This window comes from Sphingobacteriales bacterium (genome assembly GCA_016719635.1).
GTDB lineage: Bacteria > Bacteroidota > Bacteroidia > Chitinophagales > JADIYW01 > JADJSS01.
In genome coordinates this window covers 322611-346850 of sequence record JADJYT010000001.1, presented here as the reverse complement: position 1 = coordinate 346850, position 24240 = coordinate 322611, and the positions used below count along the sequence as shown (strand labels likewise).

The window sequence follows — 24240 nt, the reverse complement described above, 5'->3', positions numbered from 1 at the left end:
GCTTAATCCTTCAAATTTGTCTAATGATTCTTTTCTGCCGGAGATGGTGCTGATTTTTTCGGGCTTTGATCGCCGCTGCCGATAATATCCTTGATGGTGAATAGTTCACTTTGATTGATTTTGACTTTTATCGGAATGAAACCGAGCGCTTTTACTTTTACATAGCCTTTATAATCCACCTTGATGCTTTTGCCGGGAATCAGCAACCTGGCGCCCTGAGTAAAGAATTTGGACAGGGTAGATGCAGTGTTTACATTTATTTTCAAAGGCAGGTCAAAAGCACTTTGTTTGTTGATTTTCACCACATCCGCAGCCTCCAGTATGGTTCCCAGTTTTTTATCGTCAATAAAGACGTCTATCAGTATTTCATCCAGTTTTACTTTGGCCTTATAAGGATTATAAATGACGGCTGTTATACCCAATTCCACCTGTCTGAGTGAAAAGTGGCTGACATGAAAGTCTTTGGTTTTGACCAGATAGGGTTCTTCCGTTTCATCAGCATGAAGCAGGAACGGAAGCAGGGAAAAATTAATCAGTACAAACAGCCATTTCATTTGCTATACGATTTATTGGGCTTTCCTTTCTTCCCTTCGTTTGCGTCTTTCCTCCTTACGTTCCTCCCTGGTTTCCTTTTTTTTCTCTTTTTTTGTAAGGTATTCATAGGTTTCAGCAAATTTCACGGGTTTTTCAATCAGATTACCATCCTTATCTTTTACAGTAATCGTGCCAATAAACTGAACGGCATACGAACTGGAAGGGTCATGTCCTTCTTCTGCAAAAGGTGCCGTGGAATAAGTGTACTGAAACGGAATGGAAAACTCAGAACGTGGGTGAATGGATTTACCCGATTTGGATACAATTGTTCCAACATCTTTTCCGTCTATGGTTAAATCCAGCACCACATCTTTCAGTGTATAGGATTCTTCACTGTGATTAAAAAATACGGCAAGCCCTCTTGCTTTGGCATTTTCTTTAGACAAATTCCCTAAGTCTAAATTCGCCAATTTATTAAATTCTATACTTTTCTTTTCCTGTTTGCAAGAGAATAGGGTGAAGGCGGTGAACAGCAGCAGCAATTTTTTTTTCATGGCATCCGATTCTGATTTATTTTTGTAAAAGTATTCAATCGGCTTCAATAGTTTATTTTTTTAATCTTTTTTTAGAAAACACTTTTACCAGCTTCCGGAACTTCCTCCGCCGCCGAAACTGCCGCCGCCACCGCCGCTAAATCCGCCGCCGCCGCCCCAGGAACTGCCGCCACCGCTCCAGGAACTGCCACCTCCCGAATTCCAGGTCCAGCCGCCGCCGCTGACTGATACACTCGATTTCCCACTGGATATGATATAAGCGATAAATACGATAAAGACAATAATCAGGATATAGGCCCAGGGCGGTATAGCATCTGTGCCGGTATGTTCAGATGATTGAAAAGTGCCCTGCATGAGTTCGATAAGACGGTTTGAGGCATCCTCCAGTCCTCTGTAATAGTTGTTCTGTTTAAATGCAGGAACAATCAATTCATCAATAATATGTTTGCTGTCATAATCCGTTACATAACTTTCCAGTCCGTATCCTATTTCAATGTCCACCTTGCGGTCGTTTTTGGATACTAAAATCAGGACTCCGTTATTCTTATCTTTTTGACCGATACCCCATTTCCTTCCCAATCGCAGGGCAAAATCTTCAATACTGTAATCGCCAATCGTTTCAACACAGACGATGTAAATCTGCGTAGAGGTGGAGTCATTGTACGCCAGTAATTTTGTTTCCAGTGCATCCCTGTTTTCATTACTTAGCATGGAGGCGAAATCATTCACCAGCCGGAAGGGGGTGGGGATGTCCGGAATACCTTCTTTATCCAACGTCTGACCTCCTGCAAAAAAATGCAATGTCAGCAGTATAATTGCCAGTATCTTATTCAAAGGAGAGGTCATTTGGTAAATCGTTTCTGTCTAATTGATCGATATCCGGAAAGTGGGTACTTAAGGTAATTCCTATTGTCTGGACACATTTCATTATGCCTTCCATGAAGTGTTGGCTGGAGAAATCTTCTCTCAGGTTGCCCAATACAACATCCCAAAAATCAGGATGGACCTTTTGGTGTATCGCTTCATCACCAATGATGGCAAATTTTTTATCTTTTACGGCAATGTAGAGTAAAACGCCATTCCTGAAAGGCGTCTTATACATTTTCAGGGATTGAAAAACTTTCAATGCTCTGTCGTAGGCATCCTGGTCGCAGCGGTCATCAATATGAACGCGTATTTCGCCGCTGGTATGCAATTCTGCCTCACGGATAGCGGCAACCACCGTGTCTTTTTCAACATCCGATAAAAATGTTTTTGCAGATGCCATTGATTTAGAATTGAACTTTCGGCGCTTTTTCTGCTCCCGGATCTGCTTTGAACGGTTCTTTTTCCTTGAACTTAAAGATCATGGCCGTAATGTTGGAAGGGAAAGTACGGATTTGCGTATTGTAATTCTGAACGGCGGCATTGTAATCCCTGCGGGCAACATTGATTCTGTTTTCCGTTCGTTCCAACTGATTCATCAGTTCGCTGAATGCCTCTGTGGCTTTCAGTGTCGGGTATTGTTCGGCAACTGCCAGCAATCTGGACAGGGCGCCGCTGAGCTGTGACTGCGCTTCCTGGAATTTAGCCATATTTTCCGGGGTGATGTCTTCCGCCTTCAACTGGATGGAGGTAGCTTTTGAACGGGCTTCCACAACGGCAATCAATGTCTCTTTCTCAAATTTCGCTTCTCCTTTCACCGTCTCTACCAAATTACCGATCAGGTAGGCCCTGCGCTGATAGGCTGCTTCCACATCCGCCCAGGCCTTCTTTACGCCTTCATCGTAGGAAACTATGCTGTTATAGGAGCAACTCTGCAGAAAAAAAGAACTGATAATAAGTACAAATAGATAAATAAACTGCTTTTTCATGATTTTTTGTTTGAATAAATATAATCAATAATTGTTGCTTTTAGTTCCATTTAGTTGAAAATTTTCAAGGGGAATGTATGCTTTAGATATATGTAATAAAAAAAAGAGCAACAAATACAGTTGCTCTTTTCCTTGCAATTTTTAATTTTATTGTTATTTCAAAGAACAGTCTTGTTCTTCTGTGCCGGTAACAGACAGATTGTCTTCCAAATCGCATTCTGCAACTGCTGCATCTCTTGGAACAGCTACTCCCAAAATTGATCTTAAAATCTTAAAACTTGAAGTTACAGCACCTGTTGTTGGATTTTTGCATTCACACGTATAATCTTTTTTACATGAAACGGATCCTAATAGAATCATAGCCGCAAAAGCTAAAAAAGTCATTTTTTTCATAAACATTGATTTTTGGTTTATTAATAATTACTCAAATGTATAAAAAATATTTAAAATCAGCATTTTTTCTGAATGTTATTTTAACTTTTTAGTAAAAGAGATCAGGTTAATGGCTTTACTAATATCAACCGTCCCTTTAATGGCATCGATTACATGGCCGCTTTCATCATACAACTCCAGTATATCGTAACTTCCCGTGTCGAGATTTAAAATAGCCTTAATTTCAGTATTATTGCGGGATAATACAGAGAATATTTCCATTGTAATCTCAGCCAGATAGCATGGGTTTCTTATATTAAAAATCACATAATAGTTCGTATTGCTTTTCTTGTCGGTACAGATAGCTAACAGTCTTCTCTCCCTGAGTTCTCTTTTTGCCTTTTCAATGGTTATTAATAATGAATCCTGATAACATAATAGTTGCGTTTGGAAAACGGTAGCTTTTGCTTTCTTTGCCCACTTTACCATCTCAGCGTATCCTTTTACGGTTGTTAATGGGTTGCTTATTGGTTGGCCGGAGGGTATTGTAAAATGAGAATTTTTAAGATTCAGCACATTTATTCCGCCGTCACTGAGCATCACCAGACCATGTCTGTACGGAGATATAACGGTGTTTATAATGGCTCCACCTTCTACCGTGAATCCATCAGGCTGTTCCAGAATATTATTAAATCCGCCTGATGACACTATTATCAGAGATTCATCCTTCTTTTGTCGTTCATGCTTTGACACAATGTCGCCCGCTGCAAAGTAATGTGCATCGATATATTCCTGTAATGAATCTTTTCGGGTAAGCCATATGCTTTCACCTATCGTTTTTCCATCGGTTGTTATGAGTCCGTAAGTCCGAACTGCCGGTGTATTGTTTGTGTAAAAGTATTTTTTTATTAGTCTCTGAGTGAGTGCGGGATTCTCTAAAATGGATAAATCCGGTTTTTCATATTCTCTTCTTATAAAAATATGTGCAATCAATAAAATAATTAAAATCAGAATTCCGTAAACTGTTTTTTTTCCACCAGCCCAAATGAGATATGAAGTGAAAAATAAAATAAACAACATCAAAAACCAAAATGCATCGCCCAGTTTTTCATAATACATATAAAAATAATCTTCTAAGTTTACATAGGTTCTGAGAAAGACATATTTAAAATTACCTTTCCTGAAATTGACAATTGCCTTTGTCAGGTTTCCGGGTACGGTACAGATGAATACCTTTCGGTCGGAAAGCCTGGATATAAGTTTTTTGTTTTCAGGGTCTCTGACATCAAAGGTCGTGTTCTGTATGCCGTATTCTAATTTCTTTGCCACCTGACCCAGAATAAAATAACCTATAACGGAATAGATTTCAGTTGAATCTCCGGTATTTTTATAATCCAGGTATTTTTCCCCAATAGTTATCTTTCTTTCTATATTTTCAGCAGTAACAGGATAACTCCCGTTATTGTAATCACACAGCTGATATAAAAAATCATCTCCGCCGTTTAACGTGTGATTTAAAAAGAGTCTGTCTGCTTCTAATTGCTTTATGTCGCTAAAGGATACGTTTTTAAGGTATTTTTGATAAGGGAATTGTTTTAGAAAATCATTCCTGGGTTTAGGTTCGTTGCTTCTAAAATGCTGAGTCATGAAAGCGCTCTGTGCAAAAGCCGTTACGGCATACATAAACATAAATAGTGCCGTCATGTAAAATTTCATCCGATTGAATCCTGCGATTAATACATTCATGCTGGAAAATGTGTTGTACCTTCTTAAGAGAGTGGTACTCAAATATACTAAAACCGTTTACAGATAATGGTATAGGACAGTTTATTATTGCCAAATCCGATTGTAAGTTACAGGCAGCTGATTTTCTAATGATTTATTAATGTCAATCTATCTTAAGTATGCATTTTAAGGTTTTATTTTTATTCTATGACATTTGAGGCAGAAATAGACAATATTCGAAAAAAGATTGAAACGTACCGTAAAGAGGGCAAATCCATGTTTGCAGGTTCTTCTTTTCAGACGCATTCCATACCGATGCTTCATATAATCTCTGTTATTGATAATTCCATTCCCGTATATTTTCTGAATACAGGATATCTGTTTCCGCAAACCATAGAATACAGGGATGAGATTGCCGCTTCATTCAGGATAAATGTGACGGACGTAAAATCATCCACGCCGAGAAATATGCAGAAAGATGAAAACGGGCGTTTGTTGTTCACCTCTGACCCTGATTTCTGCTGTCATTTAAATAAGGTTGCACCGATGGAACCCATCCTGCGTTCCCATGATATCTGGATTAACGGAGTCAGGGCTGACCAGAATGCGAACCGGGCAAAGATGAAAGAAGAGCAGCAGACGCCGCAGGGAGCGATGCGTTATCATCCGATGCTGCACTGGACCAGACAGATGATCTGGGCATACATTAAAGAGCATAATATCCCGCATCATCCGCTGGATGCCGAAGGCTATACCAGTATTGGATGTGAACCCTGCACGAGAAAGATTGATGCCTCCCAGATGGGAGACGAGCGTATGGCGCGTTGGTTCGGTTTAAATAAAACGGAATGCGGGTTGCATACGGAGTTAATCCAATAATGATAGAATCAAGTAACAAGAGTTTGATGAACAGTGTAAATCAGACTACATATAGGATAAATTGAATGAAAGTATTAATAACAGGAGGTGCAGGCTATATTGGAACGGAACTGGTGAAGAAACTGGTAAAGATTCCAAAGGTTAAAGAAATTGTCGTGTACGACAACCTAAGCAAGGGCGGATACAATTTTTTCCTGTGTACCTGCATCGGCGGTGATAATATACGTTTTGTACAGGGGGATATACTGGACACGCGCAAACTGAAGAAAGAGCTTCAGGGAGTGGATGTGGTTTTCAATCTGGCTGCCAAAATCGCATCCCCATACGCAGATGCGGATCCGCACCTGTATGAGCAAATCAATCACTGGGGTACGGCAGAACTTACTTATGCCGTTGAAGAAAGCGATATAAAAAGTTCATTCATGTGAGCAGTTTGTCCGTTTACGGTTCATCCGGCAAAGGGAAGCTGATTACTGAAAGCACCAAACTAAATCCACGGACCAATTACGGTATTTCCAAAATGAGAGGAGAGGCGTTTGTGGAAAGGCTGATGAAAAAATCAGATGTACAGATTGTCCGTCTGGGAAATGTATACGGATTTAATCAATCCATGCGCTTTGACGCAGTCATCAACCGGTTTGCCTTTGAAGCTAATTTCCTTAAAAAGATTTCTATACATGGCGATGGTCAGCAAATCCGTTCATTTATAGATGTGGATAAGGCTGCCAAATACATTACGCAGATTCCGTTCCTGAATGTACCATCCGGCGTCTATAATCTGGTGGATTTTAACAAGTCGGTGATGGATATAGCATTGGCTTTCAAGGATTTATTTCCAGAATTGGAGATGCAGTTCATCAACCAGCACCTGCAACTGAGAAATATTGCCGTCGAAGAGGATTGTAAGATTTATAAATACCTCCCACGGGAGGCTTCCAATTTTAAGGACGATTTATTCACCATGATTAATCAGTTTGCATTCCATTGATTAATAATTGATTATATTCTTCTGTTATTTTTTTGCCTGTTATGGGTATTTATGCACATTGAGTTATCCACATTTATTACTTATTAATCAAATGTTAATAGAAAAAAATAATTCAAAAAATTTGGATTTTAATTCCTGCGTATTATTTTTGTCCCAGGGTTTTTATGTTTCTAGACTTTAGGGTCTGACGGGTAAGTGCAAAGCTTACCCGTTTTTTTGTTACCCCTAGTTTATAATCCCCAATATCCGCTGGTCGTTTATCTTTAATATATCCAGCAATATCTCCCACAGGATGTCGTAAAATACGATTTCACTTTCATGCATGATCTGATGGCTGTAGTTTTCTTTCAGCGCCATGTATTCCTTTTGTTTGTTCAGTTCTTTATAATTAAAACTTTTCTTTTCCATAATGGAAAGCAGCTTGATAAACAAATTACTTCTGGAATCGGAGTCTTCTTTCAGGTATCTGGTTTGATAAACTCTCAACGTTTCAATTTGCTGCATCGCATTATCCAGGTCATTTCGTCCGATATAAAACAGGATGGAAGCGATTCTGGCGGCTAAGTTAAATCCCGATTTGTCGTGGGTGGCGTTTGGTATCTCATTGGAAAACTTGGACAGGCTGAATTTGTAATTTCCGTTTTTGATATAATTTTCGAGGAACTCTGCATATGCGTTGTAAATCACCCATCTTTCTTTCAGTACGGAATTTGCATTTTTATATTGTGCCGTGGAGTGAATCTGATGGATGATCTGTTTTGACTGTTCCGTTTGTTTCTGATTCAGCAGGATTTTTATCTCAAATTCTTTCACCGCCAGATAGCTTACACCCTTTGCGGCCGGCAGCAGCGCATAAATGAGTGACAGCGCCTGTTCATCCTTTCGCAGGTCGAACAGAGATTTTAGTTTATAGATGTAAATGGTATTCAGATAGTTTTCCGCCAGGATAGAGGAGGAGTATTTTTTGTAATCAGCCAGGAACTCGTCACAGACTTCATTCATTTTGGTATTATTACCCAATATTTCAAAATAAAACAGCTGCGTTCGGATGTAGATAAAGTAAACAACCAGCGATTTGGATTCTTTTACCAGTGCTTTGATCTCTTCAGTATGTTCCTTTATGCGCTCTTCCTTCTCTTTCCGGTTCATTTTTATGTAATGTGCCGCGAGGACTACACCGGTGTATATTATCTGGGCTTTCTGTTCCAGTTCATATTCCTTGGCATAAAGCTGATAGGCAGCATATTCCTCGCTGTATCATTTTTCATCGCCGGTCATTCCGTAGTGTACCAGCAGCTTGTAGGAATATTCCTTCAGCATATCAAAGAAGTTATTCTTCTTGGCAGTACCGTAAGCTTCTATGATCAGTTGGATCGAGGCATTTCTGTTTTCCGCATACCGCAATAAGATGTTGCTCAGATATAATCGGTTGACACAGTCAAAGTAGGCTTTCTTACTGCTGTCGCTTTCAGCAGCATTGTTGATGTCAATGAAGTAAAGCGTATTCAGCAGCCTGTTTTTAAAACGGGATTTTAACTTCCTGTAGGTTGCGGCTTCACCGGAAGACTGGTATAGATAATTCAACGCATCTTCATCCGAGTGGATTTCACCATTGGCAATGCCGTCGTAAAACTTCGCAAATAAGGTATCTTTCCTGCTGATTAATGACTTATCAAATACCTCTATCTGGCTCAATTTGCGTTTATTGATGATTTGTACCAGCTCTTTCAGATTCTCCATAGCTTATTTGTATTATATATTACTACTAAGATTGTCCTTTAATGCGAATAAATTTGTTATTAAATTTCCACAATGGTGGAAATAAGAATGTCACATTGATAACAAAAATGCCTTTTGCGCCCGCCTTTGTCTGATATACCTTTACATCATCAAACAGCGAGAAATGAATTGTACTTGTTTGGATATTAAAAAAAGGGCGCAGGCAGGTATGATTCATTTCCCGATAGATACAAAAAGCACTAAGATGATTATCAACATACTAAGAAATATAAAAACCCAATTGAGAGAGAAACGTATTTTTTTGATAATGAATCAATTAAAACCATTGGCTATGTTGACAATTATCACAGACGACGGAGTTGGGAGGTCTTAATGTAACCCAGTCTAGGAACATAAAAGCCCCCAACTCTTAGTCTAAAACGAAAAACCTGACCTGAAATCTAACAGAAGAAACCCAAAACCTAAGTCCGGGAGCATAAAAACCCAAATCCTTGATTTAGCAACACAAAACCCGACAGATGCTGAGACTAAGAGCATAAATTCCCTGGCTGCATTGTAAAAAATCTCCTCTGTCAATTTAGAACCCGGCTGTTTCCGGCCGGCTTCTTTTTTAAACTGATTTGGATATTAAAATGCATTTCTATGAAAAAGACCATTTATTTAATCCTTCTCCTTTCACTGTCCAATTATATGAAAGCCCAGGTGCTGTTTTCGTTTGTTGGAACAGGAGCAGAACAGGATGCAATGAAGCATCACCTGAATGTTGCTTCAGATGAAGAGAATATCGCAAGCGGTTTCCAATTTAATTCCTATAAAATAAATGATACACTGGTACTTTCCGTAACTGGTCCAAAAACGATAATCCGGAAATTAACATTTAACAATAAGATGAAAAAATGTGATTTTGACCAGGTTATCCTGCCCAATTGCGACCCATGCTCTAAAAAACAGTTGGAAGTTATTTTAAATGACAAAAAGATGCAATGGAAAGAAATTTCCAAAAACCAGTATTTATCGAGTATAGAACGGAAAACAATCTTAACGGTCACTCATGATGTGAATAACGTTTGTACGGTAATGACGTTTAAAGAATTAAACATAAATAAAGACGCGTATCTCGGTTTATATAAGGATTATGATGAATATACGACGGCGGAGTATGACTTGACTTTGAAATCGGTTTCCGATTCTCCCCAATGAACAGAAATGAGAAATTTTTTAAAGGCTGACAGAAAGTTCAGCTTTTTTTATGCACTCTCTAGTTGGAAAACCGTTATCTCGGGCGATATACCCAGCCGGCCCGGGTATCCCAGAAAGCCAACACCGCGGTTGACATACAGATGTTGCTGCACACTTTTGTATAAGCCAGCCCAATGCGGATAGACAAATTTTGACGGACTCCATTTGATATTCAATGTAGGAATTTCCACCCCAAACTGAAAACCATGCGTATGGCCGCTGAAAGTGACATGGATATTTTTATAGCGAGAAAGTTGTGAAATTTCTTTATCCCAGTGGGATGGATCGTGAGACAGAAGCAGCTGAATATCGGCATTTTCAGCACCCGAATAAGCTTTTTGTAAATTTCCGAAGGAGCCAAACCTCAGCGTATGGCCGATATACTGAACGCCAATGATAGCTAACTTCTTTCCGTTTCTTTCCAGTATTCTGTTTTCATCCATCAGCAGATCCCAGCCTAACTCTTCCCGTTGGATACGAAGCAGTTCGTTGAAATTATCCTTCATCATCTTATCCGTATCCCATTTTACATACATGCCGTAATCATGATTACCCAGGATGGAATAAACCTTGATTTTTGCTTTTACATTTTTGAGGATGGAAATATAGGGTTTGACTTCCCTTGCAGCATAATTGACCAAATCCCCGGTAAAAAAAACGAAATCGGCTGCTTCATCATTCACCAGTTTTACGATTTTTTCAATGGCGGATTTATCGGCAAAACTACCGACATGTAAATCGGATATCTGGACAATCTTAATGTCTTTCCATTCGTCCGGCAAGTTAGGTATGGGTAATTTTACATTTCTTTTCTGATAGTTATACGCACCCCGGACAATTCCGTAAAAGAAGGCACCGAATGTGGCGGATCCGACCATTAAACCCACACGACTGAAAAACTGCAGGCGGGATATGCCGTTAGCCTGCACATCTGAGGCGGTAGTGGGTCCAAATAAATTGAATGCATAGCGAAATAAACGCAGTATGTCGTCAACAAGCAGGAATGGTATGATGAGCAGTTTGCCTACAAATACTGCCTGTGCAATGCCCATAATAAAAATCTTACTCCATCCGTGCCAGTTGGTAAACCCTTTCGTGATCAGGATGGCCAGTGCGATGTAGGTAATGGATGACAATGTCCAGTAGATGATATAGGCAATGCGTTGGGTAGCAGGTTTTGAAACGGAGAAGGATGTTTTGAGAGACTGAAATACATAAATGTCCACTGTTATCGTGATGAGCAGCGGCAAAAGCATCCAGGCGGGGTTAAATCGATTATTCATAAAAAATTCAACAAGGAAACGTGATATATGTTGTAAATTGAGTGCGAATTTAAGGGAATGTCTTACATAAAAAGAAATAAAACAGCAGTATTTCTTGTATTAGCCGCCTGTAGTCTGGTATTAGTGCTTCAGACCGCCTTTTCAGATAAAAAAACAGCATTGGAACGTACCCAGACGTATTGCCTGGAAAATATTAAATTATTTCAGGCGCAACTGGATACCTTTCAAGATCTTAGCCGGCAGCAAGCAACCCGAAAACAACTGGTGGAGCGTTTTAAAAAAGCCCGAATCGATTTTAAACGGTTTGAATTTTTCCTGGAATACATGGATAACAGAAGGCATCCGTTTTTTAATGGTGCAAATGCGGTTGAAATGGATGACGGCTATAACCCGAATGCAAAACCGGAAGGACTGCAGGTTCTGGAAGCTGAATTATTTACAGACAGCCTGGATTACGAAAGGATTGTTTTTCTGACCAAACAATTGAAATACCGTGCACTTTCCTTTTATCTGTATCTGAAAGATTCGAAACTGAAGGACACCTATATTTTTGAATCACTTCGCTTTCACCTGATACGGATGGAAACACTCAGTCTCGTTTCATTTGATTCTCCGGAAATCAGAAACAACGTAAAAGAGATGGTAACCACCTTACAGACGATACATACCATTTTATCCTTCTACAGGGATGAAAGGAATGATGCCGCAATCAGTTCGCTGCAACTTGATATTAAGTCTTCCATTGCATACCTGTCATTCAAAGACTTTAATTCACTTGACAGATTGCTTTTTATAAGGAAATACCTGCAACCGCTTGCAAAAGGACTCTCGAATGTACAGCAAAAACAGAAGGTTCCTTATCTCGAAGAATATAATAAGTTATTCAGGGTGGTTAATTTGAAATCAACCACCATTTATGATACCGCTTTCATAAATCCCAGGTTTTTTGCACAGGACAAATATTACAAGGATAATCCGTTGTATGCAGAACTGGGAAAAAAACTGTTTTTTGATAAACGGCTTTCTGCTGACGGCAGCATGAGCTGCGGCACCTGTCATCAACCGCAGAATTTTTTCACAGACAGGTTGCCGACAGCCATTACCAATAAAACGGGGGAGTTCCAGAAGCGTAACACGCCTTCTTTACTCAATGTGGCTTTTCAGGCCTCCTACTTTTATGATTTTGCCGCGGTTACGTTGGAGAGCCAGGTTGATCATGTTGTGGTAAATCCGCTGGAATTTAATCACAGTTATGATGAGATACTGAAACGCATCAGCAGCGATACCCAATATGTCCGTTTGTTTGCTGCTGCTTTTCCGGAATTCAAACAGGAGACGGTTTCCATCTATGGCATCAATACATGCATTTCAGAATTTCAGCGAAAGATGATTTTTTTGAATTCACCTTTTGATAAATATATGCGCGGACAAACCACCACACTGGATGCATCCGTGAAACGAGGATTCAATTTATTTATGGGCAAGGCGCAATGCGGTTCCTGTCATTTTGCACCTACCTATTATGGTTTGACACCTCCGTTTTACGGAACTTCCGAATCCGAGGTATTGGGCGTTATCCAAACATTTGATACGATTCATCCGGTTCTGGACGATGATATCGGACGATTTAAGAATTTCGAAATTGACCAGTTTAAATTTTCGTTCAAGACGTCTACCGTCAGAAATGCTCAACTGACAGCTCCATATATGCACAACGGAAGTTTCAGAACGCTGGAGGAGGTAATAGAATTTTATAATATGGGCGGCGGTGCCGGGATGAAACTGGATGTTCCGAATCAAACATTGCCGGATAACAGATTGAATCTGACAAAGCAGGACAAAAAGGATATCATTTCATTTATGAACGCACTGACCGATACGACCGGTATATCCCGGTTTAAATTATAGCTGCTGTTTTATTTCTTCTTTGTAAAAAGTGCCACGAGTGATTTACCCTTATAGAGGTACAGCATTTTAGAAGCCACTTTATAATTTGTCGCTGAATTTATCGCTTTCAGAAAGTCAGTTTCAATAGAATGTTTCCTGCAGGCCATCTTGGTAGTTATAACATTTTCAAATGTCAGTTGAGACTTGTCTATCGTAACGGAAGCGCTGAATGAATTGCAATCGGTGTTTCCTGTGACAGTATTGTTTTTCATATCAAACTGCAGATAGGCTTTCTGCAGGCTGAATGTCTTGATACCATCTTTCATCTTTAACTTATACAGCAACCAGGTACTGCTGTCTCTTATAGAAATAGCCGGCTTTTCCATGCTTTCGGCTAAAGTGTCTTTTTTATTTTTGATTTGATTTCGCTTAATGTATATTTCAGCAGTGTGCTGGAATCTGATGTCCGTACTTCCACCAGTAAACAATATTCATAACCTTCTTTGTAACTAAATCCTTCAATGGGATAACTGAATGCTTTCCATTCACCTATGGGTTCATCACGTGTCAGCAGGCACTTTGAAGCATCGCAATCCGTTTGTTTATCGGACACATATATCACTTTCAAATAGGAAATCGCATAACTATGCGATAAATAACAAACACAGAGTATTAAAAGAAGGTACCTCATTTGGGCAAAGTTATAAATTTTTGATGATTGGGATTGTATTTTGCCCGTTAATGCACTAAATTGGAGTACACAAATAATAGGTTATGAGAAGAAAAATCTTGTTGAGTATCTTATTGGCATTGATTGTAATTCAGTTTTTCCATCCTGTTAAAAACCAAGATGCTGAACTGTTGTCTACGGATATCACAAAAGTGCATCCAGTGCCGGAAGATGTCTTAACCATTCTTAAAACATCCTGCTACGATTGTCACAGCAACAATACCGTTTATCCGTGGTACAACAATATACAGCCTGTTGCCTGGTGGTTGAGCAATCATGTAAAGGAAGGTAAAGAACATCTTAATTTCTCCGATTTTGGCTCTTATCCGGAGAAGAAAGCCAAACATAAACTGCAGGAGGTGAAAGAAGCCATAGAAGAAAATGAAATGCCTTTGACGAGCTATACGATCATCCACCGGAATGCAGCACTGAATGATGCGCAAAAGAAACTGGTACTGGATTGGGTAAACAGTACCGGTGTCAAATAGGAATGGTTAAAAGCTACGTAATACCAAATAATCAACGAGTTGTTTCAAGACTGTTTTCTTGTCCTCCGTCAGATTAAGCTGTTCTAATGCCTGCAGGGATTGCTCGATGTAAAAATTCCGTTGTTCTGTTCCGAACGGTTTGATTTTGTATTCCTCAAAAATAGTCAGGGTTTCTTTCACTTTTTCAGCATTGCCGATACCGGTGCTTTCTGTAAGAATGTCAAGACGATGGTCATTCTGCGCCCTGCAAAGTCTCATAGCTTCAATCAGCAGCAACGTTTTTTTATTTTGAATGATGTCCCCGCCCGGTTGTTTGCCCACCAGTTGCTCATCGCCGTAGCAGTCCAGTATGTCATCCTGTATCTGAAATCCTATTCCGAGGTTTTCGGCATACGTATAGAGCAAATCTGCATCTTTATCGTCCGCATTTCCGAGTATTGCCCCGATTTTCATACTCGCAGCCAGCAATACAGCCGTTTTTAACCGAATCATCTCAATATATGCCTCGTGAGATACATCTTCCGAAGTTTCAAAATCAATGTCATATTGCTGCCCTTCGCAAACTTCGATAGCCGTTTGGGTGTAGACTTCCACTATTTTCTTAAAGCAACGTTCATCCACCTTGTTTAAACATTGATAAGCTTTTATCAGCAAGGTATCTCCGCTTAAAATGGCCGTATTCAGGTTGTATTTTTCATGTACCGTCACAAATCCCCTCCTGACCGGTGCTTTGTCCATCACATCATCGTGTATCAGGGTGAAGTTGTGAAAATATTCTATGGCTAACGCGGCAGGCAGCGCATCTTCCGCATGCCCTCCGAACAGTTCATTGGCTAAAAGCAGCAGGGTAGGGCGCAGCCGTTTCCCGCCGATTTGCAGAAAGTAATTACATGGTTCATATAAGTTAGAAGGCTCACCTTGCAGCAGATTGTCCTGTAAATACTGATTAAAAAGTTCTCTTAATGCTTCGATTGAACGCATAGATTAACAATTTCTAACAAAAATAAGTGATTTAATAGAACTAATTTTAGATTCTCGCATTATATTATCAAAAATGAATACAGCACTGCAAATTGAATGGACGACTGCCTTTGACAAAACCAGGGAAATATGTGAGGAGGATGCAAGTTTTTTCCAATATTCCGTCCGTGAAAAGATGATGGCGTTGATCTATACCTTCCTGCAAACCCTGCAGGAAAATGAACTGCAATTTTCCAGGCCTTTACAGGAAAACCGGTTGCCGTTTATCAGCAATCGTTTTCTGCAGGAACTTAAATCAGACTTTAACAGTTATACCGGTAACCTTCTTTTGGAAGGGACAAATTCCGGTGAAATACAGGCAAGGCCATTTATTGCCAATTATTATCAGTCCTTGTTGTGGAATGCTTTCCAGTCGATATTATACTTTTGGGCAAATGACAAAAGCGATAATAAAGAAAATACGGATGTGATGGTGGAAAAAACGGTTCATTTTACATTTGATATGCTTGCACCCAATCCGATTGATTCCGGAATTGACCTGGCACAACATTTTTTTAAGCTGAGAAAAGCAGATGCAGGAACAAGATAAGATACCAACTTCCAAAGTGGAAAGAGCTTCCAGGGTATTCCGGACCAGCATGAAGGTGGGTGCCAATTATATCAAACACAGCGCACAGAAAGCCGTCAGTAAGGAGGTGGATGAAGATGCGTATAATCAGAAAAATGCGGAGGAATTGTTTAAACTGATGAGCCAGTTGAAGGGCAGTGCCCTGAAAATTGCACAAATGATGAGCATGGACAATGGCTTATTGCCGAAAGGATATGCCGAGAAATTTGCGATGGCACAAAACAGCGCAATGGCTCTGAGTGCGCCCTTGGTCATGAACACGTTTAAAAAATATATTGGCAAAGCACCCAACGAACTTTTCGATTCATTCAAGCTGAATGCGGTGTATGCAGCATCTATCGGTCAGGTACATGAGGCTTATAAAGGCGGCAGGAAGCTGGCCGTTAAGCTGCAATATCCCGGTGTGGCCGACAGTATCCATTCCGATATTAATTTGGTGAAACCGCTCATTCTGCGATTTATCGGGGTAAAAGAAAAGGACGTCAGGCAATATTTTGAGGAATTTGAAGAACGGCTGAATGAAGAATGTGACTACGAACTGGAATTGAAAAACGGAACGGAAATAGCCGAAGCCTGCAGGGATATTCCCAATCTGATCATTCCCAAATATTACAAAGGTTTATCGGGAAAGAAAATACTGACGATGGAATGGATAGATGCCCGGCCATTGCAGTCTTTCATAGACAATGAAACCGACCAGGCAAAGAAGAATCAGGTCGGGCAGGCGTTGCTGGATTTTTTGCACACATCCATTCACGTGCATCATCGTTTTCATGCCGATCCGCATCCGGGTAATTTCCTGGTGACAAATGATAACAAGTTGGTTGTACTGGATTTCGGCTGTGTTAAGGTTTTACCGGAAGATTTTTATACCTACTATTTCGCATTGGCGAAAGACGAAGTCTTTAATGACCCCGGAAAATTGCGCATTTGCCTGGAAGGCCTGGATATGCTGTGGAAAGAGGATAGCGAAGAGGTGGAGAAGCTGTTTTATGAAACCGCTGTCCGGGCGATACAGAACATGTCGAAACCCATGAAAAGCGATGTTTTTTATTTCGGCGATAAGGCATTTTACGATGAACTGCAGGCACACGGAGAAGAAATCATGGGCAATAAAGATTTCAGGAAGCCTTCTGCCATGCGCGGCTCCAGGCATGCCATTTACCTGCATCGCGCATTTTTCGGACTTTATTCCATTTTGTTCAAACTGGATGCCACCGTCAATATAGACAGACGGTTTTTGGATAAGATTCACATTGACTGATCATATCCAGCCTTTAGCCTTAAATTCAAGGTATTTATTGATGGTCAGCGTTGATAAGTCTTCCGGAGCGGTCAGCACCGACTGAATGCCGTATTTGGCTAATTCTTTCACCATCATTTCCTTTTCTGCAAGTATTTTTTTACCGATAGTCTTGTGGTAGATTTCCAGCGTATCGGAGGCGTGTTCATAGCTGTATCTTTCAATCTCGGTATTTTTAAAAACCACCACAAGCAATAAATGTGTGTGATTTAATCTTCTTAAAACAGGCAGGTATCTTTCCAGCGTGTAGTAACTCTCAAAGTTTGTATAGAGTATCAGCAGGCTGCGCTGTTTGATCAGTTTGTTGACAGCATTAAACAGCAATTCGAAATTTGCTTCCAAACCGCTTTCCTGTTCTTTGTGCAGCGTTTCTGAAATCAGTTTCAACTGCCCTGGTTTTTTTGAAGCTTTGATGAAACTGCCCATCTTTTCATTAAAGGTGAGGATACCAGCTTTGTCCTCTTTCCGAATGGCCGTGTTGGAAATCACCAAGGTGGTGTTGATGGCATAATCCAGTAAACTTAACCCGTTGAACGGTAAATCCATTGCCCTGCTTTTGTCCAGTATGGAATAAATCTGCTGGGATTTTTCATCTCCGTATTGGTTAACCATAATCTGGTTTCGCCGTCCGGTCGCTTTCCAGTTGATGGTTCGGACATCATCGCCGCCGGTATAGCTTTTTATCTGCTCAAATTCATAGCTATGCCCGATTTTGCGCATTTTCCGGATACCCTGAAAGGTGTGCAGTCTGTTGAATAATAATAACTCATGTTTCCTGACTTGAACGGATGATGGATAAACAGGGGTGACCGTTTTTAGTTGGAAGATAATTTTATGCTGAATCAGGCCAAGTAAGGTGGAAACAAAAATGTTGCAGTTTCCAAAGGAATATTCGCCTCTTGTCAGCGGCCGGACTGAATAGGTTACCATTTTCTGTTCGCCGGATGACAGGTGGAATTTGAATGAGAAGTCTCTCTTTTGAAATTCAACAGGCAATTCGTCTGCCACTTCAATGTTTGCAGTGGTCAGTTGGTTGTTTCGGATGAAAATGCGAATCTGTTGTTCATCGCCCAATGGCAAAACGGAAGGAGTCTCTCTGGAACAATCTATTTTCTTATCAGATATCTTTACGATAATAAAATCCAGCACTGAAAATGATGCCAGCAGAATCAGTAACAATTTTGCTAATGGTAAGAGGAAATCAAAAGAGAAACTGAGGATAAAAAACAAAACCACTATGGCCCATGCATAGAAGAATCGTCTCGTAAGAAACGTGTTGTATATAAATCGCTGATAGTTGTTTTTAATGGAATTCATTCGTTTGTTTATCTCGGAACTTCAATTTGCCGTATGATCTGACGGATAACATCCTGAGCGGTAATGCCTTCCATTTCTTTTTCCGGTGAAGGTATAACCCTGTGGTTCAGCACCGCTTCTGATACGGTTCGCACATCATCCGGCGTTACAAATGCCCTGCCGGAGATGGCGGCCATTGCCTTGCCGGCTTTCAGTAAAGAAAGGGATGCACGGGGAGAAGCGCCTAAAAAAAGATCGCCGTGCTGTCTGGTCTGATGCACAATCTGTGCGATATAGTGAATGATTTCTTCTTTCACAAATATGTTTTCAATAATGGAACTAACACGTTTTATGTCATCAGCATGAACAACGGGTTGGACGTCATCGGTCACTTTCGCCGAGAAATCATTGTTAAAGCGGTGCAGGATTTGTTTTTCTTCTTCCAGATTCGGATAGTCCATGACGATCTTAAAGATAAAACGGTCCAGTTGGGCTTCCGGCAGGCGGTAGGTGCCTTCCTGTTCAATGGGGTTTTGCGTTGCCAGTACCATAAATGGAAATGCCATCTGATGGGTGTGCCCGTCGATGGAAACCTGCCGTTCTTCCATCAGCTCAAATAAAGCAGCCTGTGTTTTTGCCGGTGACCGGTTGATTTCATCAATCAAAATGATATTGGAAAAAACAGGTCCGGGCCGGAAATTAAATTCCGAATCTTTCAGATTAAAAACGGATGTTCCGAGAATATCCGTCGGCATTAAATCAGGTGTAAACTGAATGCGGGAAAATCCGACTGAAATCGTTTTGGCAAGCATTTTCGCTGTCAGCGTTTTGGCTATTCCCGGCACACCTTCCAGCAGGATGTGTCCCCCCGTAAATAAGGCAGAGAGCATAAGGTCAATGGTGCCTGTTTGCCCGATGATAACCTTTGACATCTCTGTCTTTATTTTTTCTGCCGTATCGGTTATGAACAGGATGTCTGCCTGTTGTTTTGATTCATTGATTTCTTCCATCGTATGATTATTTACAATTTTTATAAAAGTATTCCAATTCGGCGTTTAACTGTTGTAATTGCCTGCTGCTGATTTTTTTCTCTGTACGGATTCTATTGAAAGTATTGAAAATGGATTGCACCGATTCTATTGAAACAGATGATTTTTGTGCCAGTAAATTATAAAATGATTCGTCCGTTTCATTGGTTTTGAGAAAATATTTTTGCCGGATATGATTGAGAAGCTGTAACCGCATTTCCAGCGCTATTTCAAGGTGTTCCTCAGCATTGAAATAAAGCTGTCCTATCGTTTCAACATATTTTAAGGAAGTGTTTTCTTTGGGAGGAATGACTGGAATGATGTTCTGCCGTCGTTTCGCATGGAAAAAACCATAGATAATTACCCCTAAAATGGTCAGATACCATGCCCACCTCAATGTAGCGTGTTTTAGTATGAAGTATAGCGGGCTGTCGCCGAAATTGCTGTTGCCACGGTACTGATTCCCGGTATCAAATTTATATTCATGCGATACATCATCCCACAGGGTGGTTTGGTCCGGCAAATGGGAAAACACCTTTTCGGCATATTCCAGCCCTTTTTGGGTCCGCATGAAATAATTGGTAAAAGGTATGGCGGAGAGTAAAATAACGATCTGTCCCTTTCCGTGTTTTAGTATCGCAAGATTCAATCCGGAATCATACGATTCTTCCAGCCCGGCAAATGAAATGGAATTGATATCCGGAATCGGATATACGCATTCAGAATCAGGTAATGCCCGAAAGGTATTGTAATGGTTGATGATGGTGTCCGCTTTGTTCTTAAGGTAATAGATATAACCATTGCTGTCTTTTAGAGTTGGATGTATGAAATTAAAAGTACTGTACCGCTTGATTTCACTGACAGAGTCGTAAAGTTTATAGTATACTTCATTATAACCGGATGTGACTTTCAGGTGATAGGATTTGTTGATAATACTGTCCAGGAACAGGTAGTGGAATCCTTCACAGCTGATAAAAACGGTGTTCCCGTTTTCGGCAAACCGGTAGAGCGCAGCTGTTGACGCAGAATCATAATAGGGAATGTTATGGATAAAGATATAGTTGTAGGTTTTGTTGCTGTCCAGTTTTTTCAATGTTTCCGGCAGTGGTTTCCTGATTTCAGCAAACCCGTATCTGCTGTACTTCTGTTTTAATAATTCATACGTAATAAATGTACCATAGGCATTCTTTCCGGATTTGTCCAGATTCAAACTCCATTCACCGGAACTGCCTTTCAGTAAATAATATCCGGCTGCGAGAAGCAGTATGACCAGACCGGTCAGGATATATTTATTTCGTTCTCCCGGCACTTTATTTTATTTGGTGTAGAAAGTTTACAAAATCAGGTTGTATGGATTCATATTCCGTTTCTGAAAAATCATTATTGCCAAACCAGCATTCCTCATACAGGTGGGTCAGTTTCTTATAGATGGCATAATATTCGCCGCTTTCTTTTAGTTCACTCAGGTACTGTTTGTTGGTTTTGTATTTTTTCCAGTTGATTTTCCCGTTAAACGAGAGCTGCTGTATGATCATCAGATAGTACAGCCGGATGGCGAGTTTAAAGTTTTTATCTTTTATCGCGGCATATAGATGCGGGTCTATAGCCGCAGTGTCGAGATGCTCTTCAATATCATCCAGCCCTATGCTGATGTCTTTATTCTTTGATTTAACCTTGTATGGCCGTATGCCCAGCACATTCAGCACTAAAAAAAGCAAGGCAAGCAGGATGCCGCCGAATAATATCCATTTTAGATATAATCTTACATTTGGGGGAAGGTTCAGGCTCCATTGTTTTTGTGCCGTATTTTTTTTCTTCTCTTTCTTCCTTTCAGGCTTCACTTCCCTGATTTTAATTTTCTGCTTCAATGCACTCCACTCCGTTTTATTTAATTTTTTTATGGACAGGGACTGCTCTTCGTATTGTTTTTGCTGCATTCGCCCCTTTTCATAACCCGTTGGCTGACCAACACCTGCAAAGTGGGCGTAAAACAGAATGGATGCAGTTAAGGATATGCGCTTAAAGAACATGTTTCCCGGAAGTTTTGCCTAGTTTGTCAAGTTCAAGAATAAGACCTTCTGCACAATGCCTTTCTTTTTGGGAAAAATAAAATATACCCTGAGAGATACAGAATAACTGCGTGCTCATTGTTATGATGGTGGTAACCGCAACAAGAAAAAACAGGAGGAATACGGAGTCGCTGTCAGCGAGGTCATTCGTCAGGTTCAAGGCCACTGCCTGATAGATTATCCAGAAGATGGAGGAGCTGATAAGCAGGAAAAGCGCAAGGCTCAGCAGGATGAATACCGTATGTACGGCAAAAAGATTCATTAACCCTGACTTAAAGGTCATGGTGAAGGAGTTAAACCGTTTTGCCGTTCCGGTTTGTACATATGGGAAAAACACAGAAAAGGATGTGATGAATTGCATGGGAAGAATGAACAGGTAGGTATATAGTTCAAATTTGTAATAGGATATGAATAAATAAAACGCTGTCTGTACACATGCATTTATCAGAATTTGTTTACGGTTCTGCTTCATCCAGTCAAAAAAGGGAATCTTTGCCGTTTTATTTTGCTCAGACAACTCTCCGGAAAACAGGTATGCCGCCTGCATGGATATGAATGTAAAAAGAACAGGCAGCGAAATGGTGAACCAATTCTTTTCACCGGCAAGTAAATAATGATTCAGATTAATAAGGGACCATTCAGTATAATAAATGTCCTGTCACAGGTATTTCTTATTGATGGTGATGCCAATCAGGGTGAAAATCAGCATACTCCTGAAAATGGCGGCAATAAACAGACCGGCGTATTTTCTGTAAATCCGGAATGTATCCAGTATGATTTCAGAAACCTTCCTGATGGAATAGAAATCAAACGGCGGAAAAATTTCAGGCAGTACCTTCTCCGCTTCCGGAATGCGTAGTGTGCCGTTTCGTTTTTTCACCCAGGGCAAATAGACATAATACCCTAAAATGAAGAACAGCGAGATGATGATCAGAGCCAGCCTGAGGATATCCGGCGCCTGTGTGTATCTGGTTAAAAAAGATTCGATGATTCCGGCGGCAACTGTAATCGGCAGTACGGAAAAAAATATTTTGGTGGCTCTTTGAGCAGAGGATAAGAATGATTGTGTTCGGCTGTAGGTACCCGGAAATACCAGCCCTTTCCCTAAGGCCAGCCCGGCAGTTCCGCAAATGACCATGGCGGAAATTTCCAGGGTGCCATGCAGCCAGACCGCCAGAAAGGAGTCCCAGAACAGCCCCCGCTGGATGAAATAAAACTGAAAGGCAGAAAGCATCAATCCGTTTTGCAGTAAGACAAGTATCGATCCGATGCCCAGTACCAGGCCCGAAAAAAAGGTAAGTATATCGACCTTTAAGTTATTGATGACTATGCGGACAAACATTTCGATGGGGCCGGATTGTTTATACACTGCCATCGGATCTTTTTTAGCAATGTTTTCTGCCGTCATGGCCACATACCCGTCACCGAGTATCCTGTTGGCAAATTCGCTGTCATGCCGGTAGGTCAGTAATCCGATGGCAATTGCAACGATTAAGATGATAAATGACAGCAGCAGCTCCGATCGGTGATAATACATGATGGAAGGCAGTTCCTCCATCCAGAAATTTCGGAAGACGGATTGTTTTCTGCGGTTTCTGCTGAATACTTTATGGAAAATACCCTGTGCTAGGCTGTTCAGATAAACCCTTACGGAACGGTTGGCGTAAAAAGTTCTGGCGTATGATAAATCATCTGTGATCTGGATATACAGTTTACTGTACAGATTTGAATCTTTGACCTTATTCCGGGACATTTCTTCAAACTCGGCCCACTTTTTATGGTTTTGCCGTATGAATTTAGTTTCCTTCATCCGTCGCCAAAATAATAAAATTTAAGAATGGAAGTACTTGATTAATTGATAATAAATGTTGTTATTTGATGCAGTCTGCATTTCAGTATTTTATACTATGGCAAAAATAGACGTCGTAACCACTCAAAAAGTAACCATCCAGTATGATACCGCAGGTTTTATGTGGCGGTTTATTGCGTGGTTGATCGATATTTCTGTTATTGCGTTGGTTTTTATTATTATCCTCTACTTTTTATTCACCTACGATGTGTTATCCGGATCCAGGACACTTACTTCTGTACTGACAGGATTGCTGATCTTTTTACAGTATTTCTATACGTTAGTGCTGGAGGTGCTGACCAATGGGCAAAGTATCGGAAAAAAAATCACGGGTATTGCGGTCATTAAACTGAACGGCAACGCGCTGGAACTGAATGATTATCTGATACGGTGGGCATACAGGGTGATAGACTTCGGATTTTCCGGATTTTCTATCGGCACCATTTCCATCCTGATGAGCGCTAAAAATCAACGGCTGGGCGATATGATAGCAGGTACGACTGTGGTGAAACTGAAACCGGAAAGGGTAGTGACGCTGGTCGATTTGCAGAACCTGCCTGAAAAAGATGACTATGTGCCTAAGTTTCCCCGGGTAACAAGTTACAGCGATGAGGAAATGCTGGCACTGAAAAACCTGCTGCTTCGCTCACAGCAATACAGCAATCCCATCTATCAGCAGCTGTTAAAGGATACTGTCCGGAAAATAAGAGGCCAGTTAAACATTGAAGAATATACCCAAATGGATGACCGCACTTTTCTGAAAGAAATTATCAGTGAGTATGTAATCCTGACCAGATAAAAAAAAGCCTCCCAA

Annotated in this window: 26 protein-coding genes and 1 pseudogene; 8 read left to right on the top strand and 19 right to left on the bottom strand. The window is 40.5% G+C overall.

What is annotated here, in order from left to right:
- Positions 1-20: 20 nt before the first annotated feature.
- From IPM95_01630 to IPM95_01600, 7 genes are all read right to left on the bottom strand, one after another.
- Entirely contained in the window at positions 21-554 is a 534-nt protein-coding gene (locus IPM95_01630) for an LEA type 2 family protein (protein ID MBK9328017.1), read from the bottom strand.
- A gap of 12 nt (positions 555-566) precedes the next feature.
- Positions 567-1088: a hypothetical protein gene (locus tag IPM95_01625; GenBank protein MBK9328016.1), complete on the bottom strand. Its 522-nt coding sequence runs from the start codon at positions 1086-1088 to the stop codon at positions 567-569.
- Between the two features lie 84 nt (positions 1089-1172).
- Complete coding sequence (locus tag IPM95_01620) at positions 1173-1934, bottom strand: TPM domain-containing protein (GenBank protein ID MBK9328015.1); 762 nt, start codon at positions 1932-1934, stop codon at positions 1173-1175.
- Positions 1915-2355, bottom strand: a complete 441-nt coding sequence (locus IPM95_01615; protein MBK9328014.1) for a TPM domain-containing protein — start codon at positions 2353-2355, stop codon at positions 1915-1917. The genes IPM95_01620 and IPM95_01615 overlap by 20 nt, the downstream gene beginning before the upstream one ends.
- A gap of 4 nt (positions 2356-2359) precedes the next feature.
- Positions 2360-2941: a LemA family protein gene (locus tag IPM95_01610; protein ID MBK9328013.1), complete on the bottom strand. Its 582-nt coding sequence runs from the start codon at positions 2939-2941 to the stop codon at positions 2360-2362.
- 153 nt (positions 2942-3094) lie between these two features.
- Positions 3095-3334, bottom strand: coding sequence for a hypothetical protein (locus tag IPM95_01605; GenBank protein MBK9328012.1), 240 nt, complete (start codon positions 3332-3334; stop codon positions 3095-3097).
- Positions 3335-3409: 75 nt separating this feature from the next.
- On the bottom strand, positions 3410-5059 hold the full coding sequence (locus IPM95_01600; GenBank protein MBK9328011.1) for a hypothetical protein: 1650 nt from the start codon (positions 5057-5059) through the stop codon (positions 3410-3412).
- A 186-nt stretch (positions 5060-5245) separates the two neighbouring features.
- On the opposite strand from IPM95_01600, the gene IPM95_01595 reads away from it, so the two are divergent.
- Both IPM95_01595 and IPM95_01590 read left to right on the top strand, forming a co-directional pair.
- A complete protein-coding gene (locus IPM95_01595) occupies positions 5246-5917 on the top strand; it encodes a phosphoadenylyl-sulfate reductase (GenBank protein ID MBK9328010.1) in 672 nt (223 codons plus the stop codon).
- A gap of 65 nt (positions 5918-5982) precedes the next feature.
- Positions 5983-6905 (top strand): annotated as a pseudogene (locus tag IPM95_01590) (SDR family oxidoreductase).
- 225 nt (positions 6906-7130) lie between these two features.
- Here IPM95_01590 and IPM95_01585 read toward each other — a convergent pair.
- Positions 7131-8054, bottom strand: coding sequence for a hypothetical protein (locus IPM95_01585; GenBank protein MBK9328009.1), 924 nt, complete (start codon positions 8052-8054; stop codon positions 7131-7133).
- A gap of 108 nt (positions 8055-8162) precedes the next feature.
- Entirely contained in the window at positions 8163-8645 is a 483-nt protein-coding gene (locus IPM95_01580) for a hypothetical protein (protein ID MBK9328008.1), read from the bottom strand.
- Between the two features lie 642 nt (positions 8646-9287).
- Between IPM95_01580 and IPM95_01575 the strand changes: the two genes are divergently transcribed.
- Positions 9288-9845: a hypothetical protein gene (locus IPM95_01575; GenBank protein MBK9328007.1), complete on the top strand. Its 558-nt coding sequence runs from the start codon at positions 9288-9290 to the stop codon at positions 9843-9845.
- A gap of 47 nt (positions 9846-9892) precedes the next feature.
- Here the strand turns inward: IPM95_01575 and IPM95_01570 are convergent, their stop codons facing one another.
- On the bottom strand, positions 9893-11167 hold the full coding sequence (locus tag IPM95_01570; GenBank protein ID MBK9328006.1) for a metallophosphoesterase: 1275 nt from the start codon (positions 11165-11167) through the stop codon (positions 9893-9895).
- Between the two features lie 57 nt (positions 11168-11224).
- Between IPM95_01570 and IPM95_01565 the strand changes: the two genes are divergently transcribed.
- Positions 11225-13075 (top strand): hypothetical protein, encoded by a 1851-nt coding sequence (locus IPM95_01565; GenBank protein MBK9328005.1) that lies wholly within the window; start codon positions 11225-11227, stop codon positions 13073-13075.
- A gap of 8 nt (positions 13076-13083) precedes the next feature.
- Here the strand turns inward: IPM95_01565 and IPM95_01560 are convergent, their stop codons facing one another.
- The gene (locus tag IPM95_01560; protein ID MBK9328004.1) at positions 13084-13440 is read right to left on the bottom strand and encodes an META domain-containing protein; all 357 of its coding nucleotides are present in this window, start codon (positions 13438-13440) and stop codon (positions 13084-13086) included.
- 8 nt (positions 13441-13448) lie between these two features.
- Positions 13449-13667: a DUF4377 domain-containing protein gene (locus tag IPM95_01555; GenBank protein MBK9328003.1), complete on the bottom strand. Its 219-nt coding sequence runs from the start codon at positions 13665-13667 to the stop codon at positions 13449-13451.
- A gap of 161 nt (positions 13668-13828) precedes the next feature.
- On the opposite strand from IPM95_01555, the gene IPM95_01550 reads away from it, so the two are divergent.
- A complete protein-coding gene (locus IPM95_01550; GenBank protein ID MBK9328002.1) occupies positions 13829-14272 on the top strand; it encodes a heme-binding domain-containing protein in 444 nt (147 codons plus the stop codon).
- A gap of 6 nt (positions 14273-14278) precedes the next feature.
- Here IPM95_01550 and IPM95_01545 read toward each other — a convergent pair whose 3' ends face one another.
- The gene (locus IPM95_01545; GenBank protein MBK9328001.1) at positions 14279-15253 is read right to left on the bottom strand and encodes a polyprenyl synthetase family protein; all 975 of its coding nucleotides are present in this window, start codon (positions 15251-15253) and stop codon (positions 14279-14281) included.
- A gap of 73 nt (positions 15254-15326) precedes the next feature.
- On the opposite strand from IPM95_01545, the gene IPM95_01540 reads away from it, so the two are divergent.
- Positions 15327-15842 carry a hypothetical protein gene (locus IPM95_01540; protein MBK9328000.1) on the top strand — a complete coding sequence of 172 codons (516 nt, stop codon included), beginning with the start codon at positions 15327-15329 and terminating at the stop codon, positions 15840-15842.
- Positions 15826-17145 carry an AarF/ABC1/UbiB kinase family protein gene (locus IPM95_01535; GenBank protein MBK9327999.1) on the top strand — a complete coding sequence of 440 codons (1320 nt, stop codon included), beginning with the start codon at positions 15826-15828 and terminating at the stop codon, positions 17143-17145. The genes IPM95_01540 and IPM95_01535 overlap by 17 nt, the downstream gene beginning before the upstream one ends.
- On the opposite strand, the gene IPM95_01530 is transcribed toward IPM95_01535, so the two are convergent.
- The 6 genes from IPM95_01530 to IPM95_01505 all read right to left on the bottom strand — a co-directional run bounded on the left by IPM95_01530 (position 17146) and on the right by IPM95_01505 (position 23387).
- Positions 17146-18501 carry a DUF58 domain-containing protein gene (locus IPM95_01530; GenBank protein ID MBK9327998.1) on the bottom strand — a complete coding sequence of 452 codons (1356 nt, stop codon included), beginning with the start codon at positions 18499-18501 and terminating at the stop codon, positions 17146-17148.
- Between the two features lie 8 nt (positions 18502-18509).
- Complete coding sequence (locus IPM95_01525) at positions 18510-19490, bottom strand: MoxR family ATPase (protein ID MBK9327997.1); 981 nt, start codon at positions 19488-19490, stop codon at positions 18510-18512.
- A gap of 7 nt (positions 19491-19497) precedes the next feature.
- A complete protein-coding gene (locus IPM95_01520) occupies positions 19498-20817 on the bottom strand; it encodes a hypothetical protein (protein MBK9327996.1) in 1320 nt (439 codons plus the stop codon).
- A 1-nt stretch (position 20818) separates the two neighbouring features.
- Positions 20819-21538, bottom strand: coding sequence for a hypothetical protein (locus IPM95_01515; protein MBK9327995.1), 720 nt, complete (start codon positions 21536-21538; stop codon positions 20819-20821).
- On the bottom strand, positions 21528-22124 hold the full coding sequence (locus tag IPM95_01510) for a hypothetical protein (GenBank protein MBK9327994.1): 597 nt from the start codon (positions 22122-22124) through the stop codon (positions 21528-21530). Before IPM95_01510 ends, IPM95_01515 begins: the two co-directional genes overlap by 11 nt.
- A gap of 111 nt (positions 22125-22235) precedes the next feature.
- Positions 22236-23387, bottom strand: a complete 1152-nt coding sequence (locus IPM95_01505; GenBank protein ID MBK9327993.1) for a stage II sporulation protein M — start codon at positions 23385-23387, stop codon at positions 22236-22238.
- 97 nt (positions 23388-23484) lie between these two features.
- Here IPM95_01505 and IPM95_01500 point away from each other — a divergent pair, with 97 nt between their 5' ends.
- Entirely contained in the window at positions 23485-24225 is a 741-nt protein-coding gene (locus IPM95_01500) for an RDD family protein (protein ID MBK9327992.1), read from the top strand.
- Positions 24226-24240: the final 15 nt, after the last annotated feature.